This window comes from Desulfomarina profundi, assembly GCF_019703855.1.
Taxonomy (GTDB): Bacteria; Desulfobacterota; Desulfobulbia; order Desulfobulbales; family Desulfocapsaceae; genus Desulfomarina; species Desulfomarina profundi.
The window spans coordinates 2,758,016-2,771,196 of record NZ_AP024086.1 but is presented as its reverse complement, the minus strand read 5'-3'; the positions used below and the strand labels follow the sequence as shown (position 1 = coordinate 2,771,196).

Genomic DNA, 13,181 nt, shown 5'->3' with positions numbered 1-13,181 from the left:
AGATTGACAAAAAAGAAATAAAAAAGCGGCAGAAAGCTGCCGCCATGCATCAACGCATAGTATAAACAGGAATTACAGAGAAACAAGCGATCTGTCAATTCTTTTCAGAAGAGCAGGTATCTCTTCGGCGGGCAGATGCAGGGTGAAGAGTGGTTCCCCGGCATTGCATTGTTCAGGAAAAACAGGTAAGAATGAAAAAAATAATCTGATCACATACAAAGTTCAACCTGACAATCATAGCGGAGAAGATGTGGCTGTTTTATCGGGCGTGTTTCAACAATCACGTTCCACGGGAAATCAAAATACTAAAACCTAAATCCTGCAATTGGCAAGTTTGTCGAAGTGCAGGATTTAGGTAAAAACCATATTTGTTATGGGAGAAAAGAGAATGGATAAGGAAAAAGAGACAAGGGCCGGCTCAACTGCTTCTTCGGAAAAGAAAACTGATACAGCTTCAGACGGTTTGATAATTGATATTTTTAAGAAGATGCTGGAATATAATTTTCAGGAAATGGGCAAAAAGAAGAGTTTTTAACCCGCATGCACAGATTGGCAATGCGGGTTGCAAAGGGACGGACACTGACTAATCAAAATGATGCCGCAGCCACATCTCCATTACGGCAAGTGTCCAGAGCCTGTGTGAATGATTGGATTTTTTTCTGAGATGATCATTGGTCATTTCTGCGATAGTACTGGTTTTGAACAATCCTCGCCTGCTGATGGTTTCTCCAGATACATGATCAAGTATCATCTCCCGCACCCTGTTATCGTCGCGAATCCAGTTTTTTAAGGGAATACTGTGGCCGAGCTTGTCTTTTCGATAAATAATGGAATGGGGTAAAACAGGTTCCATTGTCTTTTTGAAAATATACTTGGTGTCAAACCAGCCTTTTATTTTCAGTGAACTGGGTAGAGAAGCGCAGTATTCAACCAGCTTACGGTCAAACATTGGATAGCGGATATCGATATTAAAACGACGGATCAGATCGTTTCGTCGGAGATAGAAATCGACTACCGTCTGGTAATCACTGGCTAAACTTCTTGCCAGTGGATCAAAACTACTGGTTTTTTCATTGATTAAAAGAATATCCTCCAGAAGATTATTCCAGTTGACAGCATCAGTTAAATTTTCACCGGCCAGCTGGAGCAATGACGCTGCATCGTAATAGATGCGCCATCGATGGGAAAGCAGTTCCCGCGGATAGGACATACTTTCAGAAAATCGTTTAAGCTTAACAGAAAGGTTCTTTTTCTGGTCGGAGTCGGGCAGTTGCCGGAAGAGAGAAAAAAGGGGGCCCAGTAAAAAACGTGGAATTGTATCGATATATCTTGCAATTTTATCAGCTTCATAAACAGGGTGGCCGGCAAATAATTCGTCACCACCATCACCGGTAAGAATCAAGCCGGTACCGGTTGCAGCTGCTTCCCGGCCGAGCAGGTAGGTGGCAATATTGATGCCCACATCCGAGAACGGCTCGTTCATCGCTTTGACAACTTCCGGCATAAGAAGTACATCGTTACTGGAGTATTCTGATTCATGATGATGAGAACCGGCGAATTCAGCCATCTGCCGTGCGTATTGTGATTCGTCAAAAGAGGCGGCTTTACATCTGTAAGAAAAGGTGTCGAGGCTGGTTGGTTCATGTTCTGCGCTGAGAGCAAGCATTGTGCTGGAATCCATGCCGCCGCTGAGGAAAACACCACTCTGGTCTGTGCCGGAGAGGCATGAGCCAACTGCCCGGCGGAGGTGCTGCAGGAGCTCCTGACAGACTGTTTCTTCCGGTCGTGAAACGGGTGTGAAGTCTATTGACCAATACCTTTTGAGCAGGGGCTGTCCGCCATGTATCTTGAGGAAATGGGCGGGTGGCAGACGCTTTATGCCCTCCACCAGTGTATCAAAACCCACATTGTAGTTAAAAAGAAGTATCTTTGCCAGCGCCGGGTGGTGGAGATTTTTGCTCTGTCCAGTGAGTCTGAGAATACCCGCGATGGTCGAGGAAAAGACAAAGAAATCGGGTGCCTCAAAATAGTAAAGCGGTTCTACGCCAAAATGATCTCGACAGAGAAGAAGTTTTTCTTCATTTTTATCGTAGATGAGAAAGGAGAATGTTCCATCAAGATGGGTGAGAAGATTTTCTCCAAAAGTGAGGTACAATGCCAATATAAGGTCTGCATCGCCGCTGCTGCTGTCGGGTTTGAGCGGCAGATCGTATTTTTGGATATATTCTTTTCGATTGTAAATCGTTCCAGAAAAATGAACAATTAACTTTTTATTTTCAGAGACCAGTGGGTTGCAAATCTTGTCGCCAAGAGCATCCCGGTCAACCGTATTGGATAGAATGAGGTTGTCGTCAGTGTAAACAATGTGTGTCGATGGCGTGTTCCGGAGTTCCTTGAATCGGTTTACACCTTTTGAGTTTTGGCCATTGGTTAAGAAAAAACCGGAGATCATGAATTGTCCTCCTGTGTGAGGGGTTGTACACTGGCTATGCATTTGGCCAGTTCTTCCATTTTTCGGGGATCACCCCAGTCAAACATTTCTGTTAAATCGTCAGATACAGCATCCGGGCCTTTTTCCCAGGTCGTTGACCTGCGCACTATCAGGTCGTCAAGATGAACTATGGTCTTGTCGCTGGCAAGAATTTTGTACATACCCTGCTTTGTATCACTGTCCTGCGGATAGATACCTGTGCGGCAGACAGGCATGGCCGTATCGGGTGGTATCAGGCCGGGATTATTTTTACTGATCATCCCCCATATCTTTTCGGCAACCAGGCGGGCGGTGGTAAATTTTATACCACCTACACTATAAAGCCCCTGCGGACCCTGCTTCGCACCATGGTCGATAATCACTTCGCGTCTTGTCAAAATATTGCTGCCGTTCTCCACGGTTGGTAAAAGACCGGCAAAAACCCGGTGAACATCATTTATGTTGAGATCGAGGCCTGGAATCGCGGCGTTCAGTTCTTTGATAAAAGTGTTGATCTGTTTTCTCGTTGGCATGGGGCGATCCGGTCCCTTCAACCAGGGCTCATGGCCACATCCTGCAAAAATCCTGCCTTTCCAGGGAGTGACGAAGAGGGCTCGGCTGCCTGGCGTATCTGCCTGCACGGCAAGGGCGTGGTCGGAGAGAGCGGGACGGTTAAATGAAATATTCCAGGCAAGGGAGGGGCGGAACAATTCTTCACAATCGCCACCAATTCCATTTACAACAGCACGGCACCAGGGACCTGCGCTGTTGATGACTATGGGCGCGCTGAATTCATATGTTTTTCCACTTTCACGATCCAGGGCGTGTACTCCCTCGATGATTGTCCTGTCCGTGGATAGGGTGAGTGATTGTACTTCACAATAATTGAGTGGAGTTGCGCCGAGATCACATGCCGTCCGCAACAGTTCCATGACCAGAAGCTGGGAGTCGGGCATACAGGCGTCATACCAGAGTGCACTGCCCTGCAGCCCTTCTGTGTTGACCAGGGGGAATATCTTTTGGGACTCTGCTGCGGACACGATACGGCCAACTGGTAATTTGCGGTCCTCTTCAAGATCTCTGTTACGGCCTGGGGAGAGGAGATGATTGAGGAGAAGGGCGATACGAAAAATGACTGGTCTTTTCAGCCCTCTACCGTAAAGTGGCATGAGGCAGGGCATGGGATGCACCCTGTGGGGAAAATGTTTGAGGTACCATGACCGTTCCCTGACTGATTCCCAAAATCTTGGCAGGTCGAGGGATTGCAGGTAACGGAGACCTCCATGAATAATTTTCAGGCTGTTGAAACTGGTGTATTCTCCAAAGTCTCCTTTCTCGAGGAGCAGGGAGCGTTTGCCGCGAAGACTTGCTTCAAGGGCGAGGGTAATACCGTAAATGCCTCCACCGATAATTATGACATCGTAATTTCTTGAAGCGGCTTTTTCGGGATATCGAATAATATTTGTCATGATGTTGATCCTGTACAAAGAAGAACAGCAGGCAGCTTTTAGCCCGCATTTCTTCCATGAGAAGGCTTGTCAAGATATAAGTTCGACGTGGCGAACCATTTTTTAAATAATCCCTGAAACGTCATGCTTCCATTCGCACTCATTTATGAACCTCTGCCAAAAAGTTCGGTGCATTGTAGGGTCCGTCCTGGAGCTGCCACCTCATCATCGGTCTTAAAAATTGTCATTGGCATATGACAGACCAGAGAAATTCACGCAGTCTTCCGGACGGGACGTTCTTTATTCAGGGCTTTATTTTCAAAATGACTTGAAAGTCTCCACTCATTTTACGTTGCTGATAAAAAGGGAAAATCATTTTTCCCTTTTCACAGTTACCGGTTGTACATAACGAACAAAACTGTCAAGGAGAATGTTCCTCTATAAATATACTCACCAAGTTCATTTTAAGTGTCACAGTATGTATTACCGGGTACTTACGGTTCCTGGGGAACATTGTCCTTGACAGGTGCAGTGAGACTATGTAACTCATGCTGCCTTTCTTCTTGATAAAACGTTACGTTTGTAAACCGGGTCATATATTTCTCCATATTTCCACAGACGATGTAGGAGTATTGCTAATTTCCTTCCCACTGCCACTACAGCTTTACGTCTTGCATTTTTCCCGCCTCTAGATGCCAGACGTAAACCAAAACGTTGCAGGTTACAGTCCTCTCCAAATGGGCCAAGAATATATTGCGCCGAATTTATCAATAGCTTTCGTAAAAACGGACTGCCAGCTTTGGTTATTCGAAGCTGTTTATCTGTCTCTCCAGATTGATCGCGACGAGGTGTCAGCCCGAGATATGGGCCAATCTGTCTGCTTTTTCCAAATCTACCAGGATCTTCAACCGTCAATACAAATGCCAGAGCTGTTAATGGACCGACTCCTTTCACTCGCCTGAGCAACTCTGTCTCAGGATACCGCTCGCTGCTGATACTCTCGATTTCTTTATCCAAAGCTTTAATTTGTTCGTTAAGCTGTGCAATGAGTATCAGTACAGGTCCAAGGCCAAGCTGCAACTGTTGAGGAATATGGGATATAGCCTTTTTATGAAAACATTCTGTGCTACAACTTGGTAACCGCTCACCAAAGGATTTTACAATGCCACGAACATGATTAATCTGACTAGAGCGGGTTCTCACCAATAAATCTCTTGAGTGCAATAGTGCAAGATCCGCTTGTACCTGTTCACCTTTATGTTGTATCGGATAAAGCAAATTGGGATCGAATCGTGCTATCCTTGCAAGCATTTCAGCATCTCGCTGATCTGTCTTACAATCACTCTCCCATATTGCACGTAGTTTTCTTGGGTTCCCCACTAAAACATTACAGCCCATGGAGCTCAGGAGTCTACTCATCCATGGGGAATGAGTTCCCGCTTCAATAGCGACCGTAGTTCTTTTATATTTCCTAAAAAATTTTCTTATGGATTCTACATTGTTGTCTATAGATTTACTCAGCAGGATGGTACCTCTGTCACCCACAATACAAACAAAATTTGTTTTATCGCCTAAATCCATTCCAATTGTTATACTGTTCATGGCTGGTTCTCCTTTTTTTGCAGCATCATGACTGCGTTTTATAGTTGAGCATGTTCTATAACATAGCTCGGGAGAACCAGCCTTCTCATTTTACCTCATCAGTTCGGGCTAGATAAGATTGTTTTCCCTATACCAGTCTGCTGTACGGGAGAGCCCCTCGTGCAGACTGACTTTGGGGGCGTAGCCGAGCAATCGCCTGGCCTTTTCAATGGAAAATGCCCTGTCAAGTGAGAAGAATTCAACCCTCCTGGGATAAATGGGTGGGCTGATATGGGCTAATTTACACACTTTGTCACAGATAATCGATGCCCAGAATACAGGCAGGTAGGGAATTCGAAGTATGGGTGGCTGTTTACCAAGTACCCTGGCCACCTCTCCTACCAGCTCTTTGAGTGTAGTGTAGTTTTCACCACCCAGAGTGAAAACTTCACCCGGGGCATTGGGATGTGTTCCGCACAGCACAATGCCTTCGACCAGGTCATCGATATAGGTCATGTGATAGAGAACAGATCCTGAACCGATCATCACAAAAACACCTCTGGCAATAGAACGGAACAGTTTGAGAAAACGAGTATCACCGGGGCCATAAATTCCTACCGGTCGGAAAACGGTTCCCGTTACTCCTTCTTCTGCGAAATATTTTCTGGCAAGCAGCTCTCCATCCTTTTTTGACTCCTGATAATGGTCTCCCGGTTTCATCCGGTACTCCTCATCAGCAGGCGGATCATCAATTTCACCCTGTACACCGACTGTTGAGCAGTGAATGAATCGTTCTATGCTGTTTTGTTTAGCCGCTTCCAGCAGGTTTCTAGTTGCTTCAACATTGACTTTGATAAAGGTTTCCGTGGTACTGTGTTCTGTTCGATAAGCCGCGGCAATATGATAGACTTTGGAAATATCAGTGAAATTGTCAAGAACTGCTTCTGCATCACAGATATCGACAGTTTTGCAGATTACACCCAGTTCCGTTAAAGCACCTGTTTTACTCGTAGGTCGGATAAATGCAACAACCTCATGGCCGTCATTAATGAGTCGTCTGCAAAGTGCCGTACCCGTAAATCCCGTAGCTCCTGTTACCAGTATTTTTCCCATACTCTTATCCTTTGAGCCATCTTCTCTGCCAGGCATGAAACATCATGAGTGCCCAGAGCTGATGACTGTGATTTTCTTTTCCCTGTAAATGTTCAGATTTCATGGATTGGACGGTATTCCATGCAAAAAGGCCCTGCTCGCGGATGGTTTTTTCTGAAAGCAATTCTTCCATCAGTGGTTTGAGAGTTGTAGTCAGCCAATGTTTGATCGGGATACTGAATCCTTCTTTCGGGCGATAGACACATTGCTGTGGGATGTGTTTGGCCGCTACTTTTTTCAGCAGTATTTTGGTAGTATTGCCCGAAACTTTCAGTCGCGCCGGAAGAGAAAAGGCGAGCCCGACCAGCTCGGGATCAAGATAAGGCACCCGTGTTTCAAGGGAAACCGCCATTGACATGCGATCAACCTTGGTCAGTATGTTATCACAGAGATAACTCTTGGTGTCGACATAAAGACATTGCGTCAGGGGATCACGATCAGCGGCCAGGGCAAAGAGTCGACTGACATGCGCGTCCACCGGTGTTTCGATCTGTGACAATGCCTCCGGTGTAAACAAGGCTGCCTGCTGCAGTTGGCCCGCAAAAATCCGCCACCGGCAATGGCCGAGATTTTCCGGTTGTCCGGCACCCTCAACAAATCGTCTGGCCTTGTTGATAAGGCCCTTTTTGGCAGCACGCGGCTTTATGGCTCTGAGTGACGGTTCGAGTACTTTTCTGCGTATAAATGACGGGATCAGGCTGTATTGTGCTGCCCGCATCTGGGCAATATAGGTTTCATAGCCGCCAAAGAGTTCATCACCACCATCTCCACTGAGGGAGACCGTTACATATTTTTTTGCCAGAGCTGAGACGAGGTAGGTGGGAAAAATGGAAAAATCCGCAATCGGATCATCCATGAAATGAAGAAGATGATCAAAAAGGGTCAGGATATCAGGGGAGAGTATTTCGTCTGTGTGGCTTACTCCAAGATGCTTTGCCACCGTATTGGCCCAGTTTAATTCATTATAGGAGGGATCATCAAAACCAATGCTGAATGTTTTGGCAGAACCCATAGCCGCAACTATCAGGCTGGAGTCGACACCACCCGAAAGAAAAGCTCCCAGCGGAACGTCACTGACCAGTTGGCGGGTTACACAGGTTTTGAGCAGACTGTCTATGCGTTCAAACCATTCATCATCGGTCAGAGACAGTTCTTCTGCCGGCGGGATATCCCAATACTGTTTCAGGGACACGTCCTGTTTATCCATATTTATGGCAATCAGATATCCAGCCTCAAGTTTTTTCACGTTTTTGAGTAACGTTTCCGGGGCCGGGACATATTCCCAGGCCAGAAACTGAGAGAGAGAGTCAATATCAAGCTCTTTGTTCAGCAATCCTGAAGCAAGCAATACCTTGATCTCCGAACCAAAGACCAGGTGCTGTTTCCGGCGGGCGTAATAGAGCGGTTTGATGCCAAGGTGATCCCGTACCAGAAGGACTCTTTTTTGACGGGTATCATGCAGTCCAATGGCAAACATACCATTGAGGTGAACCGGGAAGGTATCACCATACTCCTCGTAGGCATGAACAATTACCTCTGTGTCCGAATTGGTGCTGAAAGTGTGGCCGCGTCCTTCAAGTCTTTGACGAAGTTCCCTGTAGTTATAAATTTCTCCGTTAAAAACACAGAGGATACTTCTGTCTTCGTTAAAGATCGGTTGACTGCCACCGGCAAGGTCGATAATAGAAAGACGGCGCATACCAAGCCCGACCCCTTTAGTGATGTCTGTGCCTTCTTCGTTGGGTCCACGATGAAACATGGCATTGCACATTGCCCGAAGCTGATCCGGTTGTGGTGGTGCTGCTTCAGTAAACGCCAATATCCCTGCAATGCCGCACATGTTGTTTTTATATCCCTGAAAGTTATATATTTTCTTTGATTATCCGCAAGACAGCCAGTTTGGAGATATTTCCATGAGAAGAGATTATTGCTGAATGAAGGCAAAAAGACGTTCCATTTTTCCGGTATAAATCTCTTTTGAATATTTATTTTCGTAAAGAGCCCTTGCCTGCTGTGCTTTTTTGTCACTCGTTTTGCTTGCTGCGGCTGATAGTCCCCGCGCAAGTTCTTCAGGAGTCGGATCGACGAGAAAAGCTACGTTTTCATCGAGAATCTGAGTATGGGAATAAATCCGGGTGGCAACCAGGGGTATGCCACTGGCAAGTTGTTCGTATATTTTAAGGGGCGTATTTGTCCCATGTTTTCGTGGAGACACCAGAATGGATGCCTGGGTTGTGTATTCTTTCGCCTTGGCCTGACTGACCTGGCCTGTAAAGATACATGAGTCATCTATTTTAAGGGATCTGGCAAGATCTTTGAACGTTTTTACCTGTTTCCTGTTGCCTCCAACAATACAGAGCGTGTAATCAGGGTGGGAATCATGAAAAATTTGAAATGCGGGGATAAGAATATCTATTCCCTGATAGGGCTCCAGGGTTCCTGCATACACTATATACTTGCTTTCACCGGAAAGGAGAGGTTGCTTTTCTTCCGCACAGTCTTGTGCGGTTTCGGTCGGTTCAAGTAGTCGGATCGGGTCGAAGAGAGAGTTTTCGATGAGAAAATGTTTTTCCGGTGTGTCAAGCAATCTATTGACATATTGTGCTAGATCAGGACAGATGGTAATGACGGCATCGGCATTTTTTAAACATGAATCTTCCAGCTTTTTAAAAATTGTAATTAATACTTTTGATGAAGTGAACTCAAAATTGGTCAATTGTTGCGGGAGGCTGGAGTGCATATCGTAGATTAATTTGAAACGAAAAAACGGTTTAAGGAATCTGCAGAAGAATACGGCTTCCTCATGGGCATGAACAACATCGTAGCGGTGTGTTACCAGAAGCCTGATGGTATACAGAACCATGAATATATCGAGAAACAGCTTGTACAATGACGGGCCGACTTTGATTTGCGATGATCTGAAAAACCTCGGTATCCTAATTATATTTAATCTCGGAATAAGGACATCAGCACCCTGGCCATAAGTAATGAGGTCAATCTTGTGGCCCAGTTGTGCAGTGATCAGTGACCGGTAATATACACTGAAGGGTGTTCCCCGAGGAGTAAAAAAGGGTTCAGGAGCTATAACCAGGATTTTCATGCCATTTTCCTCCTATATGAAAACTATAGTCAGGCGGCAGTTGGCAACGCTTAAAGTTAGTCAGGCTGTCGTCGTGGCTATCCTTGTGGCAGTATACGGATTGTTTACCTTTTCTTTGGTAAATTCACATAATTGTGATAGTTATAATGTTTTGGAACTGTTGCATATTGCAACGGTAAGTACACTTTGTCAACCGTAAAATGGGAATGATTTTTGAATAATTTGTCAGGTATCGTTATGTCAGTTTATAAAAGTCGGGATTAATTGTGTATTATCGGGTAAAAACGTAATTATGGCAAAACTTTGGAAGTTGAAACACTATAAGGAAGCAGAATGATTTATTTTGATGGTCATGTCCATATTCAAGACCTTTTTTCTCTTGATGTCTTTTTCATGAAAAGTCTGGAAAATTTTTCAAAACAGATAACACAACCTCAGTTGAACAGTACTGCTGTTTTTTTTCTTTTGCTGACGGAGGGTAAAACGCACGACTATTTTTCTCTTTTACGGAAAGAAGTAACGAAACGGACTGATATTTTGCCTCAAGCCTGGAAAGTTAATAAAACTATGGAAGAAGAATCCCTGTTGCTTTGCCATGAAGAGTGGCCGGATGTTCGGTTGTTTGTCGTAGCCGGTCGTCAGATAGTGACTGCAGAAAGACTGGAGGTGCTTGCTCTGGGTACTACGACAGAATTTGATGATGGCACTCCGATTATACGGACAATAGAACTGGTACATCAAGAAAAGGGATTGGCTGTCCTGCCGTGGGGGCTGGCAAATGGTTAGGCAAGCGGGGGGAATTGTAAAAAAAATAATTGAAAACACACAGTTTGAAAAGCTGTTTGTTGGTGATAATGGTGGTAGACCTGTATTCTGGCCTGCTCCGGCAATTTTTGACTTGGCCGCGAATCGGGGCATACGGCTTTTGCCCGGGAGTGACCCGTTACCCCTTGCCGAAGAAGAACAACGGGCAGGTTCTTATGGCGGCGCTGTTTCGGGAGAGTGTACAGTTGAAACACCGTTTGCTGATCTGAAAACAATTCTGGCCGATCAAAATGTACAGATAACTCCCTTCGGCAATAAACAGGGAGTCGTTCGTTTTTTCAAAACACAGATTGCATTGCGTATGCCTTGAAAATGTATTGCCTGTAACTGGAAAAGCTCAATCTGACCCCAAATTCCTGATGCAGAGTAAAATGCCCCGTTCCAGGTAGATGGTCGCTCTTTCACTCTCCAGGATGTTACTGATACCGCGACTTGTACCAAACTGAAGGGTTTCGTTCTGCAATGGATAGGTGAAACCGTTTAAAGTCACTTTTTCGGCATTGCCCGCCAGGGGCAGAAGGGATACACGTTGCCCCGGATCATCGGTGAGAGTATATGTTTTTCCGCAATGGATGATTTCAAAAGAACAGGCTGCATCGAAAAGGGAAAGATGCATTTTTTTGTATTTGGGGTGGGCGGCCAGAAGGATATTGGAGAAACTCATATCCCAGCGCCCTCCGATTGCACCCCAGAGCCTGATCTCTTTTGTCCCTCTTGCCATGGCCAGATCAAGAGCCAGTTCAAGATCTGTTTCATTTTTCTGCCTGGGATATGCTATACATTCGACGTCCTGAGCTGAATACTTCTGGAGAAGGTTCGGGGAAATGGAGTCGAAATCGCCGATCAGAACATGGGGGAGAAGATTTACCTCCTGGCAATAGTGGGCTCCGCTGTCAACAGCAATAATAAGGTTTCCTTTTTTCAGAACTTCCCGATGCCGGGGCAGACCGCCGGCACCAGGGGCACCGGCAAAAATAAAAGCTATCATGATGAAAGTACTCTCAGTCGGTAATTTTACTCATCACCATCCGAAACTGGAAATCACAAACATTTCTGAAAAAGAACTCCAGGGATGGAAAAACTGTGCCGAGTTCCGTTATATTATCATTAACGGCGGTGATGGCACCCTTCGTCGTGTAATCAGTAAACTCCAGGATCAACTTGATGAAAAGGTTTTTATTCTTAATCCCACAGGGTCTTTCAACGTGGTTGCCAGGATGAACCGTGTTCCGGCAATCGGGGATATCCTTGAGCAGTTGGCCGGGGATAAAGAGGTGCCGACAACAATTCAAAATATCTATTACCTCAATGAACATTTCTTTTTTTTCTCTGCCGGTAATATGGGTGATCTTCTTCACATTGTTTTTTCAGAAATTATGCGTATCGGTTTCCTGAAAAAAAGAGGACTCTTACGATACCTGGTATCCATCGTTCTGCTCAGCCCGGTTTTTCTTATGATTTCTCCGTTTTTGCTGATGAGTTCCACAAGATTTTTTATTTATACGCCATTCAGTTTTATTCGCCGCTTCGGTTCCTTTCACGGGCAGGTGGAAGAGATGACTCTGCAATATGAAAGTGACTGTCATCTGGTTGAGCTTGACGGTGATATCGTGGTGATTGAAGCGAATCGGATAGATATCGGCCATGCCGGAAGTTTCAGACTGGCGGTCACAGGTTGATTTTGACTTCTGTGCCCTGGCTGACTGCATTTTCTTCCATCAGCTCAAGAAGTTTTCTGCTGAGAATATGGGTGAGAATGTTCCATTTTGGAGCCACCAGCAGCTCCGGATGGGATGTGGCAAAGAGGCGATGGATTGTTATATCAGACGGGATGTGGGGGAGCAGTTGCAGGAGGAGCCGGAAATAGTCTTCCGGTGTGGCAAAGACATCAATTTGTCTGTTCTGGTACATCCTCTGGAGAACTGTTCCCTGTAACACCTGCAGGTGATGGATTTTCAGGGCTGATATTTTTGTACTGCATACCATTTTAATTGTTGCCTGCATATCCTCCACTGTTTCTCCGGGAAGACCGAAGATCAGATGGGCACCTGTTTCGAATCCGTATTTTTGTAACAGTTCCGCGCTGTTCCGAAAATCAGAAAACCCATGGTTTCGATTCAGCAGGGCCAGAGTTTTTTCATGAGCCGACTGGATGCCCAGCTCAAAAAGACAGTTTTTTCTCTTTCTGTTCTCTATTAAAATCCGGGACAGTAGTGTGAGCAGTTCTTCCTCAACAGCATCGGGACGGGTGGATATAATGAGTCCCATGCAGTCAGGGTCCTGCAGGATCAGGGAACAGATGGACAGGAAATAGTCATTCGGAGCGGCGGTTGGGGTCTCTTGCTGGAAGTAGCCGAAATATTTTTTTACTCCCTGGCGCAGAAGGTTTTTCCTGCCTCTGATAATCTGTTTTCCAGGGTCATCTGTTTTACGCAGGTAACCGGGTGTAAAAGCGGGTGCGGAGCAGAAAATGCAACCGCCTTTTTCCCGGTTCGGACAGGGGTATCCAAGGTCTATGGCGATCTTTCCCACCGGTTGGCCGAATCGTTGCCTGCAGGTATGACTGAATGTACGTAGACGCGGCCTGTCAGTACTCATTTTTCCC

12 protein-coding genes are annotated in these 13,181 nt (G+C 45.6%); 4 read left to right on the top strand and 8 right to left on the bottom strand.

What is annotated here, in order from left to right:
- The first annotated feature begins 388 nt into the window (after nucleotides 1-388).
- Nucleotides 389-535: a hypothetical protein gene (locus tag LO777_RS12800; protein WP_228854282.1), complete on the top strand. Its 147-nt coding sequence runs from the start codon at nucleotides 389-391 to the stop codon at nucleotides 533-535.
- A 48-nt stretch (nucleotides 536-583) separates the two neighbouring features.
- Here LO777_RS12800 and LO777_RS12795 read toward each other — a convergent pair whose 3' ends face one another.
- From LO777_RS12795 to LO777_RS12770, 6 genes are all read right to left on the bottom strand, one after another.
- On the bottom strand, nucleotides 584-2,452 hold the full coding sequence (locus LO777_RS12795; protein ID WP_228854281.1) for an asparagine synthetase B family protein: 1,869 nt from the start codon (nucleotides 2,450-2,452) through the stop codon (nucleotides 584-586).
- The gene (locus tag LO777_RS12790; protein WP_228854280.1) at nucleotides 2,449-3,939 is read right to left on the bottom strand and encodes an FAD-dependent oxidoreductase; all 1,491 of its coding nucleotides are present in this window, start codon (nucleotides 3,937-3,939) and stop codon (nucleotides 2,449-2,451) included. The genes LO777_RS12795 and LO777_RS12790 overlap by 4 nt, the downstream gene beginning before the upstream one ends.
- 525 nt (nucleotides 3,940-4,464) lie before the next feature.
- On the bottom strand, nucleotides 4,465-5,520 hold the full coding sequence (locus LO777_RS12785; protein WP_228854279.1) for an IS110 family RNA-guided transposase: 1,056 nt from the start codon (nucleotides 5,518-5,520) through the stop codon (nucleotides 4,465-4,467).
- Between the two features lie 108 nt (nucleotides 5,521-5,628).
- Nucleotides 5,629-6,612 (bottom strand): NAD-dependent epimerase/dehydratase family protein, encoded by a 984-nt coding sequence (locus LO777_RS12780; RefSeq protein ID WP_228854278.1) that lies wholly within the window; start codon nucleotides 6,610-6,612, stop codon nucleotides 5,629-5,631.
- A gap of 4 nt (nucleotides 6,613-6,616) precedes the next feature.
- Nucleotides 6,617-8,491 carry an asparagine synthase (glutamine-hydrolyzing) gene (asnB, locus tag LO777_RS12775; protein ID WP_228854277.1) on the bottom strand — a complete coding sequence of 625 codons (1,875 nt, stop codon included), beginning with the start codon at nucleotides 8,489-8,491 and terminating at the stop codon, nucleotides 6,617-6,619.
- 84 nt (nucleotides 8,492-8,575) lie between these two features.
- Entirely contained in the window at nucleotides 8,576-9,751 is a 1,176-nt protein-coding gene (locus LO777_RS12770) for a glycosyltransferase (protein ID WP_228854276.1), read from the bottom strand.
- A gap of 333 nt (nucleotides 9,752-10,084) precedes the next feature.
- On the opposite strand from LO777_RS12770, the gene LO777_RS12765 reads away from it, so the two are divergent.
- Both LO777_RS12765 and LO777_RS12760 read left to right on the top strand, forming a co-directional pair.
- Nucleotides 10,085-10,537, top strand: a complete 453-nt coding sequence (locus LO777_RS12765) for a hypothetical protein (protein ID WP_228854275.1) — start codon at nucleotides 10,085-10,087, stop codon at nucleotides 10,535-10,537.
- Nucleotides 10,530-10,886 (top strand): hypothetical protein, encoded by a 357-nt coding sequence (locus LO777_RS12760; RefSeq protein ID WP_228854274.1) that lies wholly within the window; start codon nucleotides 10,530-10,532, stop codon nucleotides 10,884-10,886. The genes LO777_RS12765 and LO777_RS12760 overlap by 8 nt, the downstream gene beginning before the upstream one ends.
- A 27-nt stretch (nucleotides 10,887-10,913) precedes the next feature.
- Here LO777_RS12760 and LO777_RS12755 read toward each other — a convergent pair whose 3' ends face one another.
- The gene (locus tag LO777_RS12755) at nucleotides 10,914-11,564 is read right to left on the bottom strand and encodes a thiamine diphosphokinase (RefSeq protein WP_228854273.1); all 651 of its coding nucleotides are present in this window, start codon (nucleotides 11,562-11,564) and stop codon (nucleotides 10,914-10,916) included.
- Between LO777_RS12755 and LO777_RS12750 the strand changes: the two genes are divergently transcribed.
- Complete coding sequence (locus LO777_RS12750) at nucleotides 11,563-12,255, top strand: diacylglycerol kinase family protein (protein ID WP_228854272.1); 693 nt, start codon at nucleotides 11,563-11,565, stop codon at nucleotides 12,253-12,255. The genes LO777_RS12755 and LO777_RS12750 overlap by 2 nt on opposite strands.
- Here LO777_RS12750 and LO777_RS12745 read toward each other — a convergent pair.
- On the bottom strand, nucleotides 12,245-13,174 hold the full coding sequence (locus LO777_RS12745; protein WP_228854271.1) for a TIGR01212 family radical SAM protein: 930 nt from the start codon (nucleotides 13,172-13,174) through the stop codon (nucleotides 12,245-12,247). The two genes, LO777_RS12750 and LO777_RS12745, sit on opposite strands and share 11 nt — an antisense overlap.
- Between the last annotated feature and the right edge of the window lie 7 nt (nucleotides 13,175-13,181).